We start from the raw sequence: 25653 nt of genomic DNA on the forward strand, positions 1-25653 counted from the left end.
CGGTGCAGTAATCAAGGTTTCCAACTAATCCGATTTAACCCAATCGGTAGGGTTTCAGTGCGGAAAAGGTGTCGGTGCAGTAATCAAGGTTTCCAACTAATCCGATTTAACCCAATCGGTAGGGTTTACACTGGGGGGGGTATAAAACCTCTGAGGGTGAAGTTGTTTCCAACTAATCCGATTTAACCCAATCGGTAGGGATTTACATACCATTTAGTCTATTGTCAGAAGCTTATCGTTTCCAACTAATCCGATTTAACCCAATCGGTAGGGAACAAATCCAGCAAAATGTTGGTCAGATGCTTGGCGTTTCCAACTAATCCGATTTAACCCAATCGGTAGGGAAGCAAATGACTAACAATAAGGAAGATCAAGCAAAGCGTTTCCAACTAATCCGATTTAACCCAATCGGTAGGGCTGCAATTATAGCCTCTGTTAAAGCTGTAATTGCGTTTCCAACTAATCCGATTTAACCCAATCGGTAGGGAATGGTTGTCTATTACCTCTCCTAGCACTTCAATTTTAGTTTCCAACTAATCCGATTTAACCCAATCGGTAGGGAGAATCGAAGCTGGTATTGGAATGGATCTACAAGAACGTTTCCAACTAATCCGATTTAACCCAATCGGTAGGGAGTTCGTCTAGCAGCCCTTATCCAGTAAGGATTCCAGCCGCCAAATCGACGCACCTCTGAAATGATTATACATCTTCGAGAAAAATTGGTCAAACCACACACCTCAAACCCGCTCCCTGTAAGCAATCGACGCACCTCAACGAAAAATATAGGCTTTCGGGGTTTTCCCGAGGTGCGTCGATGAACGACTCAAAATCCCCCCCAATCTCCTCAAACTTAGATAACACAAGAGTTCACCAGAGGTTAGGGAGATTCTGAAAACTTTGTCAATACTTTAGATCATATCCTTATACTTACCCACATCACTTGACCCACCCCGGTTTTGGCAACAGGCAAAACTGGGGTGGGTCAAATCAGCGTGGAACATTAAGATCTGATAATCCCCAAACTGTTAGCGAAGCGGGACGCAGTCCATTCTGGCGACTGACGCCTTCGTACTTTGTTAATCAATCCGCCAACTGTACGCACTTCTGTATGTGCGGCTGCAGTAGGCTTTGCTGGAATGATTTGAAAACGAAACGATTGAAGAGTCCAGAGTTTGCTACCCAAACAATGCTAGCAGCGGCTAACCCTGCGGTGACTCCCATCAAAAGCGCTATGCCTCTTCTGCGTTTTGATTTTTTGACTCGTTTTTTTATTAATTTGGGAACCCCTGAAGTCCCGACTCCAACTGGATTCAATGGATTGTTTCTAGGTTGCGCCCCTTCGTGTATAAGGCTAATGAGTGTTTCTGGGATTGCACTTGGCGGCGTTGTAACTGTTGGTATTTGAGGAATCTCTTTTTGAGGCAATGGTGTTTGGGAAGGCAAGCGCTCAGAACGATCCAAAATGAGATTAAGATCAGCGAAGAGTTCATCCATCAAGCCATCAGCATAGGTTTCTATGGACCAGGGTTCGTTAGCGATGAATTCTTCGGATTGTTCTGGAAGAATGAGATAGGTATTGGCGTTTTGTGACATGGCGTTCTTGACTACTAACTCCTAGCAAGATAATTATTGTTCCCCCTGTGTCCGCGAATAAAAACCTGAGATGAAACCCCTCGAATCTCTCGTGTTAAAACAGTTACCAGTTATCAGTTATCAGTTACCAGTTACCAGTTACCAGTTACCAGTTATCAGTTACCAGTTATCAGGTAGGAAACGGACTCGTCCACCCCTTGTTCACTGTTTACTGTTCCCTGTTCCCTGTTCCCTGTGAAATATTACGAGTAGATTTCAGGTAGATTTGAGATTCTAATTTAATATGTAGACTTTGAATGATGTCACGGTGTTAATGTCATGTCATCTATCATACTAGTCTCTTGAGATTTCACCTATAACTATACTCGCTCTTTTGGAATTGTTTTCAAGCCAACACCGAAAATTCCTTCCGAGATTTGGTTTTATGCAATTCTAGATAAATTAATAAAGCATTCACATCCGCTGGATTCACCCCACCAATACGAGCTGCTTGCCCTATTGTCAATGGTTTCACCTTGGTCAGTTTTTCCCGCGCTTCTTTAGAAAGAGTTTCAATCGCTTCGTAATTTAAGTCTGCAGGTAACTGGCGGTGTGCTTGACGGGCAATTTGGTCAATCTGATTTTGTTGTCTTTGCAGGTAGCCAGAATACTTGATGTCAATTTCTGCACCTTCTTTTTCCGCACGTTCAAGATTGGGGTTTCCCAGTCCGTATGTGTTGAGATCTACGTAATGAAATCCCGGACGCCGTAACAAGTCAGCTAGGGTAATTGAGCCTTTGATTGCTTGTTGGGTGGTTTGGGCGATCGCCTGCCCAATTTCATCATGTTCCTTCACCCGTGTCCCGTACAACCGTTCTTTTTCCGCTGCAATCTTTTCTTGCTTACGAGTAAAAAGTTCCCAACGTCGGTCATCAATTAAGCCGATTTCCCGTCCCAATGGTGTCAACCGCTGGTCGGAATTATCGGAACGCAGTATCAATCTATATTCAGACCTGCTGGTGAGCATACGGTAAGGTTCCCGTAAGTCTTTGGTACACAAATCATCAACCAATGTACCGATGTAACTTTGCTCACGGGCAAAAACAATCATTTCCTGACCGCGAGCAAAGCGAGCAGCATTAATTCCAGCAACAAGCCCTTGAGCTGCTGCTTCTTCGTATCCTGTTGTGCCGTTAATCTGTCCTGCGCAGAACAGCCCTTCTACCTTTTTCGTCATCAGCGTGGGATAACACTGAGTCGCAGGTAAATAATCATACTCCACTGCATAAGCTGGGCGGAGCATAACGCACTTTTCCAACCCAGTCAGACTCCGTAACATGTGGAGTTGCAAATTTTCCGGCAATCCTGTAGAAAACCCTTGAATATAAAGTTCAGGAATATCTCTTCCTTCAGGTTCAATAAAAATTTGGTGGCTTTCTTTATCAGCAAAGCGGACTATCTTATCTTCTATACTGGGACAATAACGTGGTCCTTTGGCATCCACCCATCCGCCGTAAACTGGTGAAAGTTGCAGATTTTCCTGAATCAGGCGATGAGTTTCCGGCGTCGTGCGGGTGATATGACAAGGAAGTTGTTCCCGTTCTACCCAAACTTCTGGGTCAAAGCTAAACCAACGGATATCTTCATCCCCTGGCTGTGGTGTCATCTTACTATAGTCAACAGACCGCTTGTCTACCCGTGCCGGGGTTCCTGTTTTCAGTCTTCCTGTTTCAAACCCCAAGCGATTGAGAGTTTCCGTCAAACCAACAGCAGCAAATTCTCCAGCGCGTCCCGCCTCCATCGACTTGTTACCAACCCAAATCCGTCCTCCCAAGAACGTCCCCGTCGTCAAGATAACTGCTTTGCACTCAAACGCCACACCAAAATATGTTTGAACACCAACGACTTCATCGTTTGCGCCCAACACCAAATCTGTGACCATTCCTTCGCGGATAATTAAGTTGTCTTGGTTCTCGACAATAGCTTTCATTACCGCTGCATATTCTCTTTTATCTGTTTGAGCACGCAACGCCCAAACAGCTGGTCCTCGCGAAGAATTGAGAATCCGCTTTTGCAAATAAGTCCTATCTGCAACCTTGCCAATTTCCCCACCGAGTGCATCCACCTCGTGAGTCAACTGGGATTTGGCTGGACCACCCACTGCTGGGTTACAGGGTTGCCAAGCAATTTTATCCAAGTTAAGTGTCAGCAGCAAAGTTCGACAGCCGAGGCGTGCGGTAGCAAGGGCGGCTTCACAACCAGAGTGACCTGCACCGACGACGATGACATCATAAGCGTCTTGGAATTCAATAGTGTGCATGGTCATACTTTAAACAAGCATATAGTCAATTTCAATATTAGCTGATACAGTGCTTGCATCGCTGAAAACTGAATATGAAAATGTCAGATAAATCACTTTGTTCTATCTACGTTTTTTTGTTGTTAGTAGAGTGATATACAGCTAATATAGCAACCTTAATGAGGGTATACCTACCGAGCGCGAATATGAAAATGAGAAGTTTTTTAAAGAAGGCATTTTTTTACATTCTGATTGCTTTTCTTTCTTGTGCATTAGTCGCCAGTCATGGAATAAGCCGCGACAAGTTAATGGCAGAGGTTCCAAATCCGAAAAATTGTATCACAACTCCATCTTTAGAGAATAACAGAGTGTTAACTCAATCTTGTACAAATCTTCCTCAAACACTCATCTCTCCAACTCCTATAGCGCCATTTACTCCCAACCAAAACTTAACTGAAAAAGAGCGATTTTTATCAGCCGTTACAAATAAGTTACTAACAATTCCGACTCCCCATACATTTGAATATGTACTATTACGCGCTTATGGCTCAGTATTTGTCAACCAAGATCCGCAAATTAAACTGCCACCAAAAGTTCTCTTTACTAACGACCAGGAAACAAAACAATTTCAATCGACTTTAACACTAACTCAAGTGAATAATACGAACCAGTGTTATTTACAAAAGTCAGCAGCAGAAGCTTTCAATCAAGCACGTTCACAAGTACAAATCCCTTTAAAATCAGGTTATGGTGCTAGTGATTGTAGTCGCAGTTTTGCCACTAATTTGAGATTTTGGCAAAAATATGCAAATAATAAGACTTTAGAACAAGTGCGTCAAGGAAAAGAAACAAAAATCCTTGGTCTAGTTGCACCACCTGGAGCATCACAACATCTTTGGGGCTTAGCTATTGATTTGAGAGTCACAAGTCTTGCACAGAAACAGGCTCTCAATCAATATGGCTGGTATCAGACTGTAGAGAATGATATACCCCATTGGACTTATATAGGTTTACCACCTGAGAAATTGACTGAGTTTGGGTTTCAAAATAAAGTTGTAGAAAATGTTACTTATTGGTTAACACCACTATAATTAAAATTAAGCTTTGTTAATTCATAAAATGGTCAGTACAAAAGTGTCATGTCGCCAAAATCGATGCAGAAATAACCTGATAAGATACTAGCTGTTGTGGAACACGAGAGAGAACGACTAAAAATACTTTATCAGTATGAAATACTCGACACGCCTGCCGAAGAAGACTTTGATGATTTGACTAAATTAGCAGCACAGATTTGTCAAACCCCAGTGGCGTTGATTACTTTTGTAGACGCATACCGACAATGGTTCAAATCGAAGGTTGGTATGGAAATTACGAATGCCCCACTTGAGGCTGGTTTCTGCCCGTTGACTGTGCAAAAAGGTGATACGTTAATCATTCCAGATACTTTAGCAGATCCACAATTTGCCAAGAATCCAGTCGTTGTCTCACCACCTCACGTTCGGTTTTATGCAGCAGTACCCCTGATCACAAAAGAAGATTATTCCATAGGAACACTCTGTGTACTCGACTTTGTACCGCGTCAACTCGAACAAAAACAAATTGAAGCACTACAAATTCTCACCCGTCAAGTGATGGTGCGATTGGAGGAAGGGCTTTTGACTCGTCGGATGACTCAAAAAACTCAGCACTTAGAGCAAAGTTTAAAAGAACTCACTCACACACAAACCCAACTGATGCACAACGAAAAAATGGTCAGTTTGGGTCACCTAGTTGCGGGAATTGCGCATGAAATTAACAATACACTCAATTTTATCTATGCTAATTTGCCTCACGCCAATCAATACACACAAGATTTGCTGAGCTTAATTAAACTTTACCAGAAATACTATCCCCATCCAGTGGTGGAAATTGAAGCTGCAACAACGGCGATTGACTTCAACTTCATTGAGGAAGACGTATCCAAACTTATGTCTTCAATGACAATTGGAGCTGAGCGCATTCACCAAATTGTCTTACAATTGCGGAACTTCTCACGGGTCGAGCAAGCCGAAAAAACAGCGGTGAATATTCACGAGGATCTTGAAAATACATTGTTGCTCCTTGGACACCGCCTAAACGGTAGATTAGATTATCCGAAGATTACAGTTATAAAACAGTACGCTCACCTGCCTGAAATAGAATGCTATCCTGGGCAGTTGAACCAGGTGTTGATGAATATTCTGACTAATGCAATTGATTCCCTTCGCAGCAATCTCAAGTCAACGATAAACGACCAGCCTACCTTTGACTGGAATCCATGCATTTGGATCACAACGGAAGCTTTAGACTCTGATTATGTTGTGATCCAAATTGCTGACAACGGAGGAGGTATGACACAGAAGACACGCGAAATGATTTTTGACCCATTCTTTACTACAAAACCTGTCGGTTACGGTACAGGTTTGGGTTTGTCGATTAGCTACCAAATTATCAACAAGTGTGGCGGACAATTGACGTGTGTTTCAGCACCAGGACAAGGTGCTAAGTTTGTCATCAAAATGCCAATTCGTGCTTGAATTTCCTTAATCATTATTACAATGAAAGAAGCACCTAACCTCTGGAGTTCTAGCAGTGGGCTTATTTGACGATTTTAATCGGTTTTTGGAAAACCGTTTGGAGGAATTCTTGCGCAATAATCCGCATTTGGAGCTAGAAGCGCTGTTGGAGCAGCTGCGCGAGCAAGAGGAAGACACGTTGAAGCTGATTGCAGATTTACAATTGCAGGAGAAGCGATCGCAAGAGCAAATTCTCTCCACTGCTCAAGAAATCCAAAGGTGGCATATCCGTGTAGAAAAGGCAAAATCTCTGAATAGACAGGACTTAGCGGCGGCTGCAGCACAACGAGAAGCCGCACTCTTGCGCGAAGGAAACCAGCTTTGGGGACAAATGCAAGGAGTGAAAGAACGCATCACCCAAGCCAAGGAACTATTGCGCAAAATTCAACAACGGCGGCAGGAAGTGCAAGCCAAAGCAGCCCAAGCTCAAACAGCCCGTGCTAAGACGAAGGCGCAGCAGCCCTCAGAAACTAGCGGTTGGTGGGGTGCCACTAGCGGCTCTTTTAGTGGACATGACGATTTAGAGGAGAAGTTTCGCCGCTGGGAAACTGAGGAAGAGTTAGAACAAATGAAGCGAAAGATGGGGAAATAATCGGAAAAACACTCGTAGAGCTGTTGTTGGTTGGAGCAATTACAGTATCGGAGTAAAAAGCCCATCCCCTTTTAGCTTCTTCGTCGTAAGCCCCACACCATAGCTGAAAGCTTGGTGCTGGGATATAAGGCGGGGGATACTGGATTTCACATCCGTTCCGTCTCAAACACTACAGGACGTATCAAAGCGCGTAGACCTAGCTTTTAAGCGTTTTCTTGCTGGAGGCAGTAGCGGAAAACGTAGTGGACGCCCACGTTTTCAAAACTCTGCGCGCTACCGTACTTTGAGGATTGAAGGACAAGCTATAACTGTCGAAAGAATAGAGAAAGACTGGTTGTTCTTATCAGTTTCAAAGCTAAAAGGTTGGCTGAAGGTAGGTTTACACCGTTCTTTAGCGGATGGGTTCATTCTCAAAAACATGTTGCTTACCAAGAAATCTGATGGATGCAGTGTTGCATGAGCAAGATTACTTGGCAACTTCAGAAGGGACTAAGCTACCTTCCTTAAAGTCATTCAGGAAATCTGAGAAACGGCTAGCGCTAGTTTCGCGACGCAAAGAAAACAAGACAAAGGGCACTAAAGCGCGTCTAGAGACTGGAGATGTTGGGTTTCACTCCGTTCAATCCAACCTACCGAATAGTAAGGATTTTGAGAATTCGCCAACAGTATCCTTTAACGCAAATGGAGAGGTGGGAGGATGTCAACACCTGTATTTCTTTTTAACTTTTATGATATTAGTATTACTATATATAGCAATCCGTGCAGGAGTTGTAAAACTATTTGTTGAGGTGGGGAACGCTTAATAGGGAACGCTTAACAGGGAAGAAGAATGTACGAATGTGCTTTGTTTTTTCACAAATGAAATAGGACTGCTATAGTATACATATCTACCTCGCGCCTTATAAGTAATATTGGCGTTAAAAAGTATTTTTTGTTACCAGGAATCAGTCAAGTATTTATCTAGTGTGGGTTTCAGCCTATGTTGTTAACCCCTCAGTGGTCATTTGCAATAATCAGAAAAAAATGAAGATTGATTTCTCCTTGGTATCTGTGATCATTCCCGCTTACAACGCAGAGGCTTTCATTGGTCAGACATTGAAATCTGTCTTATCTCAAACTTACAAAAACATTGAAGTTTTAGTTGTTGATGATGGTTCACTAGATAGAACTGTTGAAATTGTAGAATCTTTTGCTGAAAAAGATAGCCGTGTCATTTTAATTAAACAAGCAAATGCAGGGGTAGCGGCGGCTCGTAATTTAGCCATTGAAAAATCTAAGGGTGAATATATCGCTCCAATTGATGCTGATGATATTTGGTATCCCCAAAAACTAGAAAAACAAGTGCAATGCATGTTAAAGGCAGACCAATCTGTAGGATTAGTTTATGCCTGGTCAGCGTTTATTGACGAAGAGAATAAAATTATTGGAGAATACACTTCTTTCTATTATCTGAATATTCCCAGCATAGAGGGATTTGTTTACCCAGCGATGATGTTCACGAACTTGATAGGCAACGCTAGTGTTCCTCTAATTCGCCGTTCTTGTTTTGATAAAATTGGCTTTTACAACTGCAAGCTTAAAGAGCAAAATGCTCAAGGTTGTGAGGATTGGGATATTTACCTGCGTATTGCTGAATGTTATCAATTCCGCGTGGTGCCAGAGTTTTTAATTGGTTACCGTCAGGTAAAAGGAAGTATGTCTAAATCTTATCAGTCAATGGCAAAGTCTTACGATTTGGTCATGGCAAATTCAAAGAAACGGCATCCAGAAATTCCTATTTATATATACAATTGGTCTGCAAGTTCTTTTTATACTTACGTTTTAGATAGAAGTCGAGAACATGGAGACTATTGGAGTACTTTAGTTTGGCTATACAAAGCTATAAAATTAGACTATTCCCCGCTTTTACAAACGTGGGTGTATAGATGCTTTTTTATATGTATTCTGCAATTCGTAGCTAAACCTCTAACATCTTTGATTTTGCCAAAGCATTTTTCTTGGTTACAGGTTCAAGAAAAATTTAAGTACCATAAAGATACAGATATCAATCGAGACACTACACCTGCTGAGATCCAGAAAAAAATACACAAGCCCCAACAAATTCCCTGGAAACCACACGCCAGAATTAGGTGGCGAAGATGGTTATATATTGTGCAGCTTTGTCAGAATTGATCTGAGAGTGAAAACACCAAAGTTACTTCAACAGTTAGTTCATCATTTATTAAACCTTCGGACAAAAAAGTTACATCATGAAAGCGAAGGTAATTAAAACGTTATTGCCATTACTAAAACTATATCCTTGGGCAATTCCAGCAATTGTCACTTTAGGGATATTATCCTCTCTTGCTGAAGGATTGGGGATTAGCTTATTTATTCCGCTTCTACAAAGTTTGGATACAAGCACTCAAACAGCTAGTAGCAATTTTTTAGTCAGGTATCTCAATCGAATATTTATAGACGTTTCACCTAACAGCCGTCTGATAATTATTGCTTTGTGTGTTGTGGGTAGCATTGTTTTGAAAAACTGCCTGGCTTATGGCAACGGAATTTTGTTTGCTTGGTTAAATTCGCGAATTGGTCATCGATTGCGTTCGGGAATTTTTCAGCAATTTTTGAGTGTCAGCTATAGTTTTTTAGAAAGTAACGAATCTGGGAAGTTGATGAATATTCTGGCTAGCGAAACATGGCGAACTAGTCAGGCTTTAGCAACTTTTGTAGGATTAATTATCACGACCTCCACGATTACTGTTTATTTGGTTATTTTGTTGCTTATTTCATGGCAACTTACTCTACTCGTTTCTATTTTGATGGTGCTAATTTCCCTAGGTATCCAGTTTATAACGCGTTCTGTAAAAACCTTGGGTGAACAAGCAGTAGAGGCTAATTCTACTCTTGCTACCCGAATGTGGGAAGGGTTTGCCGGGATGAAGGTGATCCGAGCTTTTGGGCGTGAATTTTATGAGCAAGAGCGTTTTAACACGGTATCAAAAAAGGTAAGTCGTACTTTTTTTAAACTCGATGTACTCTCTGGCTCTGTCGGTCCTTTTTCTGAAGTTTTATCGGTTATTCTATTAATGTGTATTTTGGTAATTGCACTGTTGCAAGACCGAAGTTATCTACCTACTTTACTGACTTTTATTTTTATCCTCTATCGCTTACAGCCGCAAGTGAAGCAGTTAGATAGTGCGCGTGTTGGTTTGATGGCTTTGACAAGTGCTGTAGATGAAGTCATGTCCCTTTTAGACGACTCTGATAAACCTTATATCCGCTCTGGTCATATTCCCTTTAACAGTTTGAAGCAAGGAATATATTTAGAAAGAGTAAGCTATAGTTACAACTCTGAAGAAAAACCTGCCCTGCAAGATATTTCAATTTGTATTCCCTCAGGTAAAACCACTGCTATGGTAGGTCGTTCGGGTGCAGGTAAATCAACATTAATTGGCTTAATATGCCGTTTTGATGATGTGACATCCGGAAAAATTTATATTGATGATTATTCCTTACAAGAATTACAATTAACTGACTGGCGCAATCAAATTGCCATTGTTAGTCAAGATGTCTACATGTTTAGTACAACAGTGCTGGAGAACATTGCTTATGGTCGGTTAGATGCTACAGAAAACGAAATTATTGCAGCTGCAAAACTGGCGAATGCCCATGAATTTATTAGTCAACTTCCCCAAGGTTATGACACGAAGGTGGGCGATCGCGGACTTCGCCTCTCTGGAGGACAGAGACAACGCATTGCCCTAGCCCGCGCTATTGTCCGCAACCCACAAATTCTGATTCTGGATGAGGCAACGAATGCTCTTGATAGTATTTCCGAACACTTGATACAAGAAGCCCTCAACACCCTCAGTCAAAATCGTACAGTGATTGTCATCGCCCATCGTCTATCTACCATTGAACAAGCCGATCAGATTATTGTGCTAAACGAGGGACAAGTTATAGAACAAGGTAATCTTCAACAGTTACTCTCGCAAGACGGAATATTTACTCAACTTTATAACTTGCAATACCGCAATGCTCAGACTTTTTGAAAGCTAGATAAGCGTTTTATGCCCTACACCATCATCGAAATTGAAGTCACCCAACCTTTCCCTACTATACTACTAAAGGAAAGTGATATAGGTATTGGGTTGATTGTGCGACGTAAAGATAAGCCCATCGGCTTTTTAATGCAAGCACTACCAGTAAAAAGCGTGCTTTTCCCAGAAGATTTAGCGCAATTAATTACCAAAGAAGTCGGAACTAAACTACTTCAGGAAAGTATACGAGAAGAATTGATACCTCCTGCTGTCAATTTGGTTGAGTTTCCATCACTTACAGTCGCAATTTGTACTAAAGACCGTCCGGAAAATTTGGCTCGCTGTTTACAATCTTTACTAAATTTACAAACGTCAGTTTCCAAATTAGAAATTTTGGTAATCGATAATGCTCCTTCTAATGAACGCACCCAAGAATTGGTAGCATCATTACCAGGCATACACTACGTTATTGAACCAAAACCAGGTTTGGACTTTGCACGAAATCGCGCTTTGCACTCAGCAACCGGTGAGCTTTTAGCTTTCCTCGATGATGATGTCGTTGTAGATCGGAAATGGCTAAAAGGTCTCATGGAAGCATGGGCAGAAAATTGCGATGCTGCTGCTTTTACAGGACTGGTGTTACCTTATGAGTTAGCTACAGAAGCGCAAATTTTATTTGAACAAAGAGGCGGCTTTCGTCGCGGCTTTGAGAAAATTCGCTATGGTCAAGTTTTAGCTGGGAATCCCTTGCACCCCTGTGGAGCAGGAATCTTCGGCGCAGGTTGCAATATGGCTTTTCACCGAGAAATTTTACTCAAATTAGGCGGCTTTGATGAGGCTCTTGATACAGGAGCACCCCTTCCAGGCGGTGGCGATTTGGATATTTTTTATCGGATAATTCGAGCAGGTTATCCACTCGTATACGAACCTCAATATTTGGTGTTTCACCAACATCGTCGGGAATATGAAAAACTGCTTCGCCAATATTGGACTTGGGGTTTGGGCTTCATGGCTTTTGTGGTTAAGTCCTACCAAAGTGATCCTGGACAACGTTCTCAGTTGCGCCGTCTTGTCTGGTGGTGGATCAAAGACCAGTTGAAGCAATTTAAAGATAGTTTGAGGAGCCGCCATGTCTTACCTCCAACAATGATTTTAGCTGAATTTTGGGGTGGTATTTTGGGACTATTAGGGGAATATCCCCGCTCTTTAAGGCGTATTGAGCAAATTAGGAGGAAATTTTCGTGACTACTTTTGCTCCCTATAAAATTCTGCACATTAAGCTGAGTGAAGGTATCCCCACACTAACTGCTGAAGCAAAGTATCAAGGTATATATGCGGTTTTTTGGTGGTATGACATCCCCCTTGGTCATCAGGAAATTCCAGCAAATGAGTTGCCAATGTCTGCACACTCACTGTACAACCTGGTTGTGCAAACGATTACTCCAGCAGTGGGCGATCGCCTTTTAGACCACGGTTTCAAAGCACCTTTACCTGTCATTTCTGAAAATCCTTCACGGGATACACCTGTTGATTTTCACGCTTTGATGGCATTGCAGCAACCGCTCAAGCAACTGCAAGAACAGTGTTCACAGCCTGTAAGTGGTTCTGTTTCCGTGATAGTCTGTACGCGCAACCGACCAGAACAGTTAGCGCAATGCTTGCGATCGCTTTCATCTTTGTCTCAACGTCCAGAACAAATCTTAGTTGTAGATAATGCTCCTGCTGACGATGCTACACGTCAGGTGGTTGCCCAAATGTCCGGTATTGAGTACATCTTAGAACCCCGTCCGGGGCTAAGCGTAGCCCGTAATACTGGTATCCGCCACAGTACAGGCGACATTATTGCCTTTACTGATGATGATGCGATCGTACATCCTGACTGGAGCATGCGATTGCAGCAAGGCTTTAATGACTCTAAAGTTATGGCTGTTACTGGGTTAATGCTACCCGCAGAACTAGAAACAGAAGCACAATTAATTTTCCACAAAGGTTCTGCTGGTCCCGGTTGGGGATACCGCGCCCTCACTTTTGACACTCAGTTCTTTGAGGAGATGAAGCACCGAGGTGTCCCCGTTTGGCGTATTGGTGCAGGAGCGAACATGGCGTTTCGGCGCAAGGCTTTTGAGCGAGTAGGGTACTTCGACGAACGGCTCGGAGCAGGCGCTTCCGGATGTAGTGAGGATTCAGAATTCTGGTACAGAATTCTCGCTGATGGCTGGATTTGTCGCTATGAACCAACAGCTGTCATTTACCACTACCATCGCAGTGACTTAGATAGCTTAAAATACCAAGCATATCAATATATGCGCGGTCATGTGGCAGCACTTTTAGTGCAGTTTGCTAACTACAAACATTGGGGCAATCTGCGTCGGCTGTTGATCGCTTTGCCTAGGTACTATGCAAAGCAGCTTTTACGCGAGATCAAAAGAGGTTTTAAACCCAGGCACAGTTCACTATTGTCGGAGATTGCCGGTTGTCTAGCTGGAGTCAAGTTCTACATTGACAACAAGAAGGCTCCAGCTTGGCACGTGCTCCCCAATACACCAAATCATCACCAGAATACAGAGAAAATCAAGTTAAAAGCATAAGCATGTCTAATTTATTACCCCAAGAAATTGATAATTATGTATCTATCGATCTGGTTATCTGTACCTACAATAATGCGGCGCTACTGGATCGAGCATTAACAGCAATTTCAGAACAGCAAGTTCCAACTAGCGTTAAGTGGACTGTTCTAGTAGTCAATAACAACTGCACGGATGAAACCTCACAAGTTGTGGACAGATATATCCAATCTCAGAAAATACCATACCTGTCTACAGTCTTTGAACCAAAGCAAGGTTTGAACCATGCACGCCATTGCGGTGTTGAGAACACCACTGGTGATTGGATTGCTTTCGTTGATGATGACTGTATGTTAGACGCAGACTGGGTAGCCGAGGCAGCCAAATTTGCCTTCTCACATCCTGAGTGCGGCGCGTTCGGTGGCAAAGTCATTTTAGATTGGGAAACACAACCTCCGGCTTATGTGTTGAAGTATGGATACTCATTTGCCCAACAGGATCATGGCATGAGTGTTACACAACCTAATTGTTTAGTAGGTGCGGGATTAGTGATTAACAGAAAGGCAATTTTAGATACCCAGTGGTTGAACAAGCAGTTTTTGAGCGATCGCATCGGTAAAAAGCTGGTATCTGGCGGAGATGTCGAAATTGTTTTACGAATCCGCAGTGCTGGATATGATATTTGGTACAATCCTGCCTGTAAATTAATGCACTTCATTACCGCCAGACGTATTGAACACAAATACCTTATTAATATCAACTACGGTCTAGGTATCAGCCAGCTAATGAGTAATACTTTAGTCTGGCATAGTTCATATTTTAGTTGGTTGTTTGAGTCAGTATTTTCAACTTTTCTATCTTGCCTTGATGTCCTCAAGCAAGCTTTAAAAATAGCAGTGGGACGTGGCTATATGGAGGGCGTAGAAATTCCCATTGTCTGGGCTTTTGTACGCGGCAAATGGGCAGGAATAGTAAGAATTATTTGCATGGACATGCAAGAACGCCGCTCCTTATTAGGAGCCGCTAAATTAGCATCCTCAAATAATTAAAAAACCAAACACATTTTGCCTGAATTACCCAATTCTATGTCCAAAATATGAAATCAAAAAATCTTAAAAATATGCTCACTGTATCACAAAAATTCAATCAAGCTGGCAAAGCACCTTTAGGAGAATTTCTCGCTTGTAATCCTTTTCCTGAACCCTTAACGATAGGTTTCTTTTACCGGGAAAAAATGCGTGCTATTCACCGCATAACTCCTGATAAATCTTTTCAAGACATTCTAGAAGTTGGGGGTGGTCAAAGTGGTTTAACTGCTTTGTTATATCCTCAAGCACAAATTACTAACATAGATTTCAATCCCGAATACGCTCAATCACCCTGTAATCAGCAGGAAAGAGTACGCTTTGTGTGTGGTGATGCAACTGCTTTACCTTTTGCAAATCAGTCCTTCGATGCTGTGACAATGTTTGACCTTTTAGAACATGTACCAGACGATAAAAAGGCAGTATCAGAGGCTTTGCGAGTTTTGCGTCCTGGTGGTTTTCTCCTAATTAGTACTCCCAATGAAAACTGGCGGTTTCCCTACTACAAATTAATGAAATCTATCTGCCCTAGTGAAACAGATATTATGGCGGAATGGGGTCATGTCCGACGTGGCTACACTTTAACAGAACTCAAGGCTTTAATAAATTTGCCATGTCAGCAGTCTGCCACTTTTATCAATCCTCTCACGGTTTTGGGTCATGATATTGCATTTTCCAGCTTATCTTATCGTTGGCGTAAATTGTTATGTAGAATGCTTAGCCCGCTGACATGGATGAGTTATTACTTGCACAAACCACATTTCAAAGGTACAGAAACTGCGTCAACTTGGCAAAAATAAAATGAACACCCAGCCACAACCAGCGATCGCTTTACTACATTGGGGCGACTTAATTGAAGATTTTTTGGATAGCATTGGTGTTTCTTTCGAGGCGTTCTGCAAAGAGATGACAGGCGGCTGGTTGTTCGGATACATTGAGGCTTTGAAGCTGGCTGGTGTGCGGACAGTATTGTTTTGTATTTCCGCTCATGTCACTGAACCGATGCGCTACATTCACGCGCCTACAGGTGCGACTATCTGTGTATTACCAGTTCCCAAGATTTATCAAGTTATTCGTCGTCCGATGCTTAACCCCTATGGATGGACTGTTAAGGATGTTTTCGGGGATGTGCATGGAGTTCGTCAGCGCTTGTATGCAGTGCTAAGGGATGTAGCTCCTTACTTGGCTACACCATTAATCGAACTAGCCCGTGAACTGCGACGCGAAGGTTGCCAAGCTATTCTCTGCCAAGAGTACGAATATGCTCGCTTTGACGCTTGCGTATTGTTGGGGCAATTGATGCGTTTGCCAGTGTTTGCCACTTTCCAAGGAGGTGACTTTCAACTCTCGCGCTTGGAACGTCCTTTGCGCCCTCTCACAATACGGGCTTGCGCTGGTTTGATTGTGGCTACCCAAACCGAGGTGCAGCGGGTACAGTCCCACTACGGTGTACCATCTGCAAAACTGGCACGGATTTTTAACCCAATAGATGTAGCGAATTGGCAGGCAATTGATCGTGCTGAAGCTAGGGCAGCGCTAGGCATCCCACACGATGCTCAGGTAGTAGTATGTCACGGACGCATTGATATACACCGCAAGGGATTGGATATTTTACTAGAAGCATGGGAACAGGTTTTGCGTGATAGCTTCGCTGCTGCGCGGAGCGCAGATCGCCCTGAACGAGACTTGCGACTGGTGCTTGTAGGAACAGGTACTGATGCAGACAAGTTGCGCCAACGTATTGCCCAGATGCAACTGTCGGGGGTGATGTGGAGAGATGAGTATGTGCGCGATCGCACTACAATTCTACGTTATCTGTCGGCTGCTGATGTTTATACTCTCTCTTCTCGACATGAAGGTTTTCCCGTAGCGCCTATCGAAGCTATGTCCTGTGGTTTACCCATAGTAGCAACTGATGCGCCTGGAGTAACCGATATCCTGGAGGGTGGCGAAGCGTCGGGGGGGTTAGTGGTACCGCGTGGCGACTCAATGGCGCTCGCTTTAGCCCTCGCTCGTGTCCTCGACAACGAAACTTGGCGACACGAACTCAGCAAGCGTGCGCGGTGTCGGGCAGCGGAGTGCTTTTCCCTTGAGGCAATTGGCAAGCAACTGCGTGACTTTTTAATGAGTTGAGGAATCTGAGGTGACTGACAGCACCCTCCGGGTATCTCCTAACTAATACCATTTTGGATTTTGGATTTTGCGAAAAGTTTGAGCGGAGGTTTCCTCCGCTCAAAGCTTTTCAAGACGGATTTTGGATTGTAAAAGACTTACTGGTAATCGCTTTTAGCTTTTCATCTGTCGCATTCTTTTTTCAAATTGGTATAAGACAGTGCTATTGTTTCACCGAATGAACTTCAAGCTTTCAGCTTTTTGCATAAAGAAATCAGTGAAGATACTCATAATAGTGCGCTGACGCAATTTGATATTAGCATTAATTGACATACCTGATTGCAGTGGGAGTTGACGGTCATGAATCAACACTGTTTGTCTATCCAAGCGCACTTTTGCAGGAAAACGGTAGAAATTATAAACTTGGTCTGGAGGTAAAGCATCTGAACCAATTGAAATGAGCTCGCCCTTGATATCACCATACTGTTGGAAAGGAAACGAATCAATTCTCACATCGACATTCTGTCCTTCTTTGACAAAGCCGATGTCGCGGTTGGTGATGTAGACTTTGGCAACTAAGTTATCTTTAGGAACAATTTTCAGAATTGGTTCGCTAGAGTTAACCACAAATCCTGGAGTCTTGGCTTTGAGTTCAAAAACAGTGCCCTCCACCGGAGAGGTTATTTTCTGATATTTCAAGGTAGATTGCGTCTGACTTATTTGGCTGTCAATCTCGTTGATTTTTTTTTGGTTTTCTAGAATTACCTTGGTAAGTTGGCTGTCAATTTCAGCGATGCTCTTGTCATTTGCCGTCATTCGTGACAGTATGTCTTCTTTGGATAAAGCCTCAGTATTACGAAGTTTTTCTTGTGCCTGAGTAATTGCTAACTTTAATTGCTGCTGTTCTCTCGTCAATCGGACAACCTCTGCCTGGGATTTGAGAACTTCCTGCCGCTGTGTCAAGAACCTCATCCGGGGTAACGCGCCCGCTTTCATCACCGGTTCCATATCGTTGAGAATTTTTTGATTAATTGCCAGCACATCTTTAGCACTGGCTAACTCTAACTGGTTTTGGCTCAATTTATCTTGCGTCTTTTCCTTTTCTAACTGAGTGTCAGCCAAGCGCGAACTGAAATCCAACTGGCGACTTCGCAAGCGCAATTGTTGATCTTGAGTTAGAACAACTCCTGTAGTAGAACCGTTTAACTGCGATCGATAAACCTGATTTTCAGCAACTATTGCGGCGCGACTCTGGGTTAAGGAGGCGATTTCTGGTCGAATTTTGAGTGTTGCCTCATGGTTGAAGATTGGTGAGACACGCTGCGTGAGATGGCGGCGGTAAAATTCGTTTTCTTGCAGTAAGGCGGCGCGATTTTTTTGGAATGATATAAGCTGTGCCTGTGCCGTGGTTTGTTCTAGGCTAATCAGCAGTTGACCTTTCTTGACTTGCTCACCATCTTTAACGTGAATCAGCTTGACAACACCACCAACAGGAGCCTGAATATCGGTGACTGCACCTTGTGGTTCTAGCTTACCACTAGCGGGAATTGCCTCATCAATTTTAAACACCGATGCCCAAATGACTGTAAAAATGGTAACACCAGTAATTCCCCAGGCGATAGTTCGTGACCAAATAGGAGATTGTTCTAGAATAACAGGCTGGTCAAATTGAGGGAGGGAGGGAGGGGAAGAGGGGGAGGGAGGGAGTGAGGGTGTAGGGGAATTAGCTTTTCCATTATTAATGCTCATATTTTGCCTTGTTTTTATGAAGAGTAAGTGTGGAATTGAGGAAGTTATCTTGATGAATTTAAGAATGATGCGTACAGTAGAATTTGTTAAGAATGAAATAAAAATGATAAGAACATCTATAAAAAATCAGAATGATTTAGAGGTTTATAACTTAGCATTTGAAGGAGCCATGAAAATTTTTGAATTATCTAAAAAGTTTCCTGTTGAAGAAAGATATTCTATGACTGATCAAATTCGTCGCTCGTCACGGTCTGTCTGTGCTAATTTAGCGGAAGCATGGCGTAAGCGTATGTATGAAGCTGCATTTGTAGCCAAGTTAACCGATTCTTCATCTGAAGCAGCCGAAAGTCAAACATGGATTGAATTTGCTGTTAAATGCAATTATTTAGATGTTGAAGCTGGACGAGAACTCTACAAAATCTATAATTCAATTCTCGATATGCTAGTTTCAATGATTCACAACTCACATCAATGGATCATCCCTCCCAATAACAACAAATAACTCCCTCTTTCCCTCACTCCCTCCCCCCTGCCTCTTGTTGCTGATACAAACAGTAGTAATAACCTTTGAGCGACATTAATTCTGCGTGGGTTCCCTGTTCCACCACTGCGCCTTGATCCATCATCAGAATCACGTCGGCATTGCGGATGCTACTTAATCGGTGAGTTATAAAAAACACTGTAATGTCTTTGAAGGCTGACGCCAAGTTGCGGCAGACTTGTGCTTCTGCATTGTAGTCTAAAGCGCTTGTGGCTTCATCAAGGATAAGCAATTGGGGATTTTGCAGGACGGTGCGGGCGATCGCAATCCTTTGTCTTTGTCCCCCAGAAAGCCCTGAACCCCGCTCACCCACAGATGTGTTGTAGCCGTTGGGCAATGACATGATAAAATCATGAGCATAAGCAATCTTGGCAGCAGTAATAATCTCTTCATCACTAGCATCAGGATACGCTAAAGCAATGTTTTCTCGCACTGTCCCGTCAAACAACAAGGTATCTTGTAGCACCATCCCAACCTGACGCCGCAAAGAATAAAGTTCCACTTTGCTGATGTCGTAACCATCTATCAAGATTTTCCCTGACTTGGGTTCATAAAGTCTTTGTAGCAATTTTAGCAGTGTACTTTTCCCAGAACCACTTTGACCGACAACGCCTACAAAGGAACCAGCAGGGAAATCTAGGTTAATGTTGGTCAGTTGCAAAGGAGCATTTGCACGAAAGCCGAAGGAGAGATTTTCGTAGCGGACGTTCCCTTGAATGGCAGGCATAAGGATATTTTGACGTTCACCTTCTGTTTCTTGGGGTGAGTCGAGAATATCGCTGAGACGTTCTAGAGACAGGGCAGTTTCTTGGAAATTTTGCCATAGTTGCACTAAGCGTAGCAGAGGGCTGGTGACATAGTTGGAAATGATGCGAAAAGCGATGAGTTGTCCTAAGGTGAGTTGCCCGTTGAGGACAAGATATGCTCCCACCCACAGCACCAATAGACTGGAAAGTTTATTGAGGAAATTGCTTAAAGAACCAGCAGTCGTTTGAGTAGAAATAGTCTTGAAGCCAGCACTGATATATCGGGCGTAGCGTTCTTGCCATTGCCAACGCGATCGCATCTCCAAATTTTGCGCCTTGACTGTCTGCATCCCCGCCATCACTTCCACCAAGTAGGAGTGTGTCTCGGCGTTGCGTTCGGCTTTTTCATGCAACTGTCGCCGCATGACTGGAGAAACCAACAGGTTTAACAAGGCAAACAGCGGTACTGTTGCCAGTGCGACTAAAGACAGCAGCCAGCTATAAATCCCCATCACAAAGATGTAGATCACTGAAAACACCGCATCCATCACCACCGTTAAAGCCGTACCTGTCAAGAAAGAACGGATGTGTTCGAGTTCATTGATTCGCGTAGCCAAGTCGCCCACGGGACGACGATCAAAATAAGATAAGGGCAGACGCAACAGGTGATTAATGACTTCAGAACCTAGCGATAAGTCAATGCGGTTAGTAGTATCCACAAACAAATGAGTGCGGACATTAGTGAGTACCGCTTCCACCACCGACACCACAATCAAAAAGATACCAAAAACTGTCAGGGTATCGGGGCTGTTACCAACCAGCACTTTGTCGATAATCACCTGTGTCACCAAGGGATTCACCAATCCAAAAATTTGCACCACGATAGAAGCAATTAGCACTTCAATCAATACCTTACGGTGGCGACGTAATGCAGGCACAAACCACGAAAGACCAAACCGCGACTTAGGCGTTTCTTTTGTCGGTTGCAGCAGCAGCACTTCGCCTGCTTGTCCCCAGGTTTCGGCAAAGTCTCGTGATTTGCGGCGTATCAGTCCCATTTCGGGAACCGCGATTAATAATTCCTGGTTGCTGGTTTTGTAGATGATGGCAAAACTATCTTGCCAGGAAATCATCACCGGAGGTTGCAAGCGGCTGACAGCAGATGCGGGAATCTTGACTATTTGGGTTGTCAACCCCATCAACTCTACTACTGCAGCGCAAAATTGCAGAGATATACTGCTGCTGTGTTCATACTGTTTTGTCACAACCCGTCGCAGCATATCTCGGCGGAAAGGAATATTAAAATACTGACTCAACATTTGGAAACATGCCAAGGATGCATCCACCGGACCTCGTGCCCGAATATAGGGGTATTTTGTCCCTTTAGACTGCTTGGCTGATTCTGGTTTTGTGGCAATCTCTGGGGCGTAAGGAATTTCTCCTAGCCAAGAATCTGCTGTTATTAGCGTTGCTGGGCTTTCTGGTAGTGCTGGGAACAAAGATTTGGGTAAACCCACCAGACGCATAGTTGCGTTGAGGTACAGTTTGGGGTTGCTATCCAACTCTAAACAGCTACCTACCGGAAACTCAGCCAGAGAATCACTGCTAACCAGCCACAGCCGTTGGGGGTCTAATGGCCTTTTGGATACTTTCCCCGCACCAAGTGTGAGCACAATAGCATCTTCCCAAGCAGTTCGCGATAGTCTAACTAAATCAGTTTTGCCATCAGCCCGCCGACTCAGTTCTTCGCCCAACAATTCATGCACTTCTACTAAAGCTGCATTTTGGTGCAACGCCTTTGCAAAAGCCGACTCCTGCTTGAGGAGACTGAGAAAATCGGCGATCGCGAGATTAAAGCAAATTACTTCTGTGGAGGCGATCGCTGTTTCACAAGCTACAGCCCGCACATGACTCACCCAACCCACAACTTCTCCTGGTTGCAGCAACTTCAAAGTGTCAGGTTTTTCTGTGCGCTTGTCGAAGCCTAAGAGGCGGGCTTGTCCAGAGTAGATAATGCTAATCTGCTCAGGCATAGCTTCCCGTGTTGCTATCACTTGTCCCATGCGATAGCGTAAAAATTGTACTTTTGTTAATAGATTTTCTAATACATTCTCAGGTAGATGTTTGAAAGGAAATACATCTGTAAAAAATTCTTTAATATCAATAGAAGTATTTGTGATCATATTCAACACGAATTTTTTAAAATCTCTCTTTATACCAATTTGAAAAAAGAATGCGACAGATACACAGTTTCAAACCCTCGTTATCTTAAGCTTTCTTAATTTTGAATTTTGAATTGGTATTACTACCCCTGCTCGCTTCTAGGCGGCGATGCTCCCTCCGGGAGGTGCGCCAGGTGCGTTCGCAGATTTTGCCTGTGGTTGTTTGCGAGTTGTTCCCATCCAAGCTTTGTCTGCATCTGGCAATTGGTTAATTTGTTCTTGCAGCCAGCCTTCAAACAATTCCCGTAACAAACGCTGGCGCATAAATGCGTCTAACTGTACGGGAATAAATTTTTCTAAGCGTACAATCACGAAACACTCACTAAAGGGCGCGGGATGCCAAAGTTGTCCTGGTTGACTGACTTGGAGTTGCTTTGCTAAACCTGGGTGTAACGTCCCTAATTCAACAGGTCCAATGAGTCCGCCTTTTTCTGCTTCTGGTCCAGTGGAGTAGTTGTGAGCAAGTTCTGCAAAGCTTTGCTCACCACCTAGAATGCGAAAATACAGCTCTTGGACAACGCCTGCGTCTTGGGTTCTAATCATGGAATATATAACTTGATCAAGCTGCTTTTTGCGCTGGAGAAAGTAAGATTCCAGTTTGTGTCCCCAAGTCGCCCGCTGGAATTTCTCAATTCTTAATCTGCGGGTTGCTAATGCTTGGAATTGAGGATGGTTAATACCGTAACGTTTGAGCCATGCTTCGTGTTCAGCGGCGCTATTTATTTGATGCTGTTTTAAGAACTGCTGACAAGCGGCAGCTGTTTCTTCTCGGGTGCAGGTTATGGATGCAATGGCACCTTCAATAATCATCTCCCGCAACAGTTGTGGCAGCATCTGATATTGAATGAGCAGAGGAATCAGTTCCTCACCAGTCATAGTCTGATTACCAATTTCTAGCGCATAACCCATATCCTGCATGACTCCTTCATAATGTAAATTTAACTGTTGCTTGTTGTCTTTTTAATGACTTTTTAAGGATTTGCTGGTGAATCAAGCGATTTTTTACAAAAACTACAATCTTTGTCTAAATACAGCCACTGTTGGTCAATAAGTGGTACCATATTATCTATAAAGTCAGCTCTTCCTTACAAAGGTGTGAGTTGATGTGTATTTAGGTAAGTTTTGGTTCAATCAGAGGGTAAACCTCTGATTTGAACCTTTCTAGACCTGTTAAAAGTTTATTGGCAATTCTCTGTCGCTGTGCTTCAAGTTAAGATTCAAGAGAAAAAGGTTGGGTATCCCTAAATCTTTTTTACTGTAAAACAAGTGTATAGTGTGTAACTCTTGATATCGTCACAGAATTGCATACTTTCACTATTACCCAGGAAATTTATTTCTGAACGCATAGTTAGGATGAGTACAAATAGTGTAAGGAAAATCCATTGTAGAAGCGCGGCGATCGCCGCGCCCCTAGGTTGTCAACCTAATGAACAGAAGTTGACATCAACATGGCCTTAAACCAGAGCAATATCGAGACTGGTTAAGAAACCAGCTGGCTTGTTCTCAATGGTAGCGAATTGAGTTCCTTGGAAGGACAACGCACCATTGTTGGAGTTGTAGCTAAACTGGCTGGTGGAACTCGCGCCAAACCCAGATTTAGAAATTTGGATTTTGTCGCCCTCCACGTAGCTAAAGTCTTTGATGATGTCAATGCCTTCAAACTTGGAGTTGAAGACAAATTTATCTGCGCCAGCACCACCCCAGAGGTGGTCGTTACCATAACCACCTTCTAAGGTGTCGTTGCCTGCTTCACCATATAGCTTGTCATTGCCAGAACCACCGTTGAGGTAGTCATTACCGTTGTAACCATACAGGGTGTCGTTTCCGGCTTCCCCGTAGAGTTTGTCGTCACCTGTCCAACCGTCTAGGGTGTCGTTGCCGTACCAACCATACAGGGTATCGTTGCCAGCGCCGCCATCAATGTAATCGTCACCGTACCAGCCATCTACGTAATCGTTGCCGCCCTTGGCGTAAACCTTGTCATTGCCACCCTTGGCGTAAATTGAATCAGCGTACTCGGTGCCATTGAGTGTGTCGTTGTACTCAGTACCGTTGATGATCGCCATGTGAGTTTCTCCTTAAAAATGTGACGTTAATGTGTTACTAGGTAAGTTGCGGTTCAATGAGAAGTAAGCTTTCGATTTGAACCTTCATTTATCTATTCACTCCTAGTTCGAGTATTTACGCAACTCTCTGAAAATCTTTACATTCCTTATCATTTTTGATTCAGCCATTGCAAATGCTGTGGCAGTAATTGAGCTAAGGCATAATTTTCTTGGATAGTTTTTCTTGCCTTAGTTCGTATTGAGGACATATAGTCCGGATGATTGAACACTTCTTCTAAGCGCTCAGCAATTTCTTGGGGAGAAAAAAAGTCTACCAACAGTCCATTACTTCCATCTTTGATAACTTCCGTGACTGGAGAAGTTTTATACCATAAGTCCTGTGGACTTGCCCTCAAGGGCGCGGTAGCGTCTTTGAAGAAGAGGGTTCAGTCTTGTGTTGTGCCTGATAAGAAATCCAGCAAAGTGCCGTAATAAATAACTATCACAACGACTATGGCTTTTGCCGCTATCTGCAAATTGGACATTTGTGTAGCAGCAAAAGCCTTGGCTTGTATGAAGATTGGGGTAGTGACAACCATAATTGTTCCCTTTGTTGCTATTTGTAGAGGCGCAGCGATCGCCAAGAGCAGTGAGTTTCCCCCAATCTGCCTTTGGGCGGCTCCTGGAGGGAGCAACGCTGCGCCCCTAGGTTGTCAACCTAATGAAGTGAAGTTGACATCAATAGCCTTTTAAACCAGAGCAATATCGAGACTGGTTAAGAAACCAGCAGGCTTGTTCTCGATGGTAGCGAATTGGGTTCCTTGGAAGGACAACGCACCATTGTTGTAGTTGTAGCTAAACTGGCTGGTGGAACTAGCGCCAAACCCAGATTTAGAAATTTGGATTTTGTCGCCCTCCACGTAGCTAAAGTCTTTGATGATGTCAATGCCTTCAAACTTGGAGTTGAAGACAAATTTATCTGCGCCAGCACCACCCCACAGTACGTCATTGCCATAACCACCTTCTAAGGTGTCGTTGCCTGCCTCACCATACAGGGTGTCATTGCCATAACCACCGTTGAGGTAGTCATAACCGTAGTAACCTAACAGGGTATCATTGCCGTCACCGCCGTAGAGATGATCGTCACCGTTCCAGCCGTCTAGGGTATCGTTGTCTGCCTCACCATACAGGTAGTCGTTACCGTCGCCACCATTGAGGTAGTCATTGCCAGTCCAGCCTAAGAGAGTATCGTTGCCAGCCTCACCATACAGGGAGTCGTCACCTGTCCAGCCATCGACGTAATCATTGCCAGCGCCAGCGTAAACGATGTCATTGCCACCCTTGGCGTAAACGATGTCATTGCCAGCTTGGGCGTTGATGGAATCATTTCCGTCAGTACCATTGATTACAGGGTAGAATTTTCCATTTTGCCAGGTACCGTTGTCGTTATAGGGAGTACCGTTAATAACAGCCATGAGATTTTCTCCTTAAAAAATGTGATTTT

The 25653-nt window shown here is 43.4% G+C and carries 20 protein-coding genes and 1 CRISPR repeat array; of the genes, 11 read left to right on the forward strand and 9 right to left on the reverse strand.

The genetic code is table 11. From position 1 onward, the window contains the following. The first annotated feature begins 16 nt into the window (after window positions 1–16). A CRISPR array of direct repeats spans window positions 17–635; the repeat unit is 37 nt; unit sequence GTTTCCAACTAATCCGATTTAACCCAATCGGTAGGGA. A gap of 445 nt (window positions 636–1080) precedes the next feature. Together AC5JM2_RS06840 and mnmG are read right to left on the reverse strand one after the other, a co-directional pair. Next, window positions 1081–1593: a hypothetical protein gene (locus AC5JM2_RS06840; RefSeq protein ID WP_495834152.1), complete on the reverse strand. Its 513-nt coding sequence runs from the start codon at window positions 1591–1593 to the stop codon at window positions 1081–1083. Between the two features lie 385 nt (window positions 1594–1978). Beyond that, entirely contained in the window at window positions 1979–3898 is a 1920-nt protein-coding gene (gene mnmG, locus AC5JM2_RS06845; RefSeq protein WP_495834153.1) for a tRNA uridine-5-carboxymethylaminomethyl(34) synthesis enzyme MnmG, read from the reverse strand. A gap of 185 nt (window positions 3899–4083) precedes the next feature. Between mnmG and AC5JM2_RS06850 the strand changes: the two genes are divergently transcribed. From AC5JM2_RS06850 to AC5JM2_RS06895, 10 genes are all read left to right on the forward strand, one after another. Next, window positions 4084–4962, forward strand: a complete 879-nt coding sequence (locus AC5JM2_RS06850; protein ID WP_495834154.1) for a D-alanyl-D-alanine carboxypeptidase family protein — start codon at window positions 4084–4086, stop codon at window positions 4960–4962. 96 nt (window positions 4963–5058) lie between these two features. After that, window positions 5059–6426 carry an ATP-binding protein gene (locus tag AC5JM2_RS06855; protein WP_495834155.1) on the forward strand — a complete coding sequence of 456 codons (1368 nt, stop codon included), beginning with the start codon at window positions 5059–5061 and terminating at the stop codon, window positions 6424–6426. Between the two features lie 55 nt (window positions 6427–6481). Next, entirely contained in the window at window positions 6482–7057 is a 576-nt protein-coding gene (locus AC5JM2_RS06860; protein ID WP_169268718.1) for a TIGR04376 family protein, read from the forward strand. Between the two features lie 1023 nt (window positions 7058–8080). Further along, window positions 8081–9229, forward strand: a complete 1149-nt coding sequence (locus AC5JM2_RS06865) for a glycosyltransferase family 2 protein (protein WP_495834156.1) — start codon at window positions 8081–8083, stop codon at window positions 9227–9229. A 77-nt stretch (window positions 9230–9306) separates the two neighbouring features. Beyond that, window positions 9307–11097, forward strand: a complete 1791-nt coding sequence (locus tag AC5JM2_RS06870) for an ABC transporter ATP-binding protein (RefSeq protein WP_495834157.1) — start codon at window positions 9307–9309, stop codon at window positions 11095–11097. 18 nt (window positions 11098–11115) lie between these two features. Beyond that, entirely contained in the window at window positions 11116–12330 is a 1215-nt protein-coding gene (locus AC5JM2_RS06875) for a glycosyltransferase family 2 protein (RefSeq protein WP_495834158.1), read from the forward strand. Further along, window positions 12327–13673 (forward strand): glycosyltransferase family 2 protein, encoded by a 1347-nt coding sequence (locus AC5JM2_RS06880; RefSeq protein ID WP_495834159.1) that lies wholly within the window; start codon window positions 12327–12329, stop codon window positions 13671–13673. The genes AC5JM2_RS06875 and AC5JM2_RS06880 overlap by 4 nt, the downstream gene beginning before the upstream one ends. 2 nt (window positions 13674–13675) lie before the next feature. Next, window positions 13676–14698, forward strand: a complete 1023-nt coding sequence (locus AC5JM2_RS06885) for a glycosyltransferase (RefSeq protein ID WP_495834160.1) — start codon at window positions 13676–13678, stop codon at window positions 14696–14698. 71 nt (window positions 14699–14769) lie between these two features. Beyond that, complete coding sequence (locus AC5JM2_RS06890) at window positions 14770–15534, forward strand: class I SAM-dependent methyltransferase (protein WP_495834161.1); 765 nt, start codon at window positions 14770–14772, stop codon at window positions 15532–15534. Window position 15535: 1 nt separating this feature from the next. Then, the gene (locus AC5JM2_RS06895) at window positions 15536–16867 is read left to right on the forward strand and encodes a glycosyltransferase family 4 protein (protein ID WP_495834162.1); all 1332 of its coding nucleotides are present in this window, start codon (window positions 15536–15538) and stop codon (window positions 16865–16867) included. 210 nt (window positions 16868–17077) lie between these two features. Here the strand turns inward: AC5JM2_RS06895 and AC5JM2_RS06900 are convergent, their stop codons facing one another. Then, window positions 17078–18595, reverse strand: coding sequence for a beta-barrel domain-containing protein (locus AC5JM2_RS06900; protein ID WP_495834163.1), 1518 nt, complete (start codon window positions 18593–18595; stop codon window positions 17078–17080). A gap of 103 nt (window positions 18596–18698) precedes the next feature. Here AC5JM2_RS06900 and AC5JM2_RS06905 point away from each other — a divergent pair, with 103 nt between their 5' ends. Further along, window positions 18699–19097 carry a four helix bundle protein gene (locus tag AC5JM2_RS06905; protein ID WP_495834185.1) on the forward strand — a complete coding sequence of 133 codons (399 nt, stop codon included), beginning with the start codon at window positions 18699–18701 and terminating at the stop codon, window positions 19095–19097. A gap of 13 nt (window positions 19098–19110) precedes the next feature. On the opposite strand, the gene AC5JM2_RS06910 is transcribed toward AC5JM2_RS06905, so the two are convergent. The 6 genes from AC5JM2_RS06910 to AC5JM2_RS06935 form a co-directional block, all read right to left on the reverse strand. After that, window positions 19111–22065 carry a peptidase domain-containing ABC transporter gene (locus tag AC5JM2_RS06910; protein ID WP_495834164.1) on the reverse strand — a complete coding sequence of 985 codons (2955 nt, stop codon included), beginning with the start codon at window positions 22063–22065 and terminating at the stop codon, window positions 19111–19113. 138 nt (window positions 22066–22203) lie between these two features. Further along, entirely contained in the window at window positions 22204–23022 is an 819-nt protein-coding gene (locus AC5JM2_RS06915) for a peptidylprolyl isomerase (RefSeq protein ID WP_495834165.1), read from the reverse strand. 536 nt (window positions 23023–23558) lie between these two features. Next, window positions 23559–24170: a calcium-binding protein gene (locus AC5JM2_RS06920; RefSeq protein ID WP_495834166.1), complete on the reverse strand. Its 612-nt coding sequence runs from the start codon at window positions 24168–24170 to the stop codon at window positions 23559–23561. 149 nt (window positions 24171–24319) lie between these two features. After that, window positions 24320–24565 carry a glycosyltransferase gene (locus AC5JM2_RS06925; protein ID WP_495834167.1) on the reverse strand — a complete coding sequence of 82 codons (246 nt, stop codon included), beginning with the start codon at window positions 24563–24565 and terminating at the stop codon, window positions 24320–24322. Between the two features lie 30 nt (window positions 24566–24595). Then, window positions 24596–24844, reverse strand: a complete 249-nt coding sequence (locus AC5JM2_RS06930) for a hypothetical protein (RefSeq protein ID WP_495834168.1) — start codon at window positions 24842–24844, stop codon at window positions 24596–24598. A gap of 54 nt (window positions 24845–24898) precedes the next feature. Beyond that, the gene (locus AC5JM2_RS06935; protein ID WP_495834169.1) at window positions 24899–25624 is read right to left on the reverse strand and encodes a calcium-binding protein; all 726 of its coding nucleotides are present in this window, start codon (window positions 25622–25624) and stop codon (window positions 24899–24901) included. Between the last annotated feature and the right edge of the window lie 29 nt (window positions 25625–25653).

This window comes from Brasilonema angustatum, assembly GCF_059505445.1.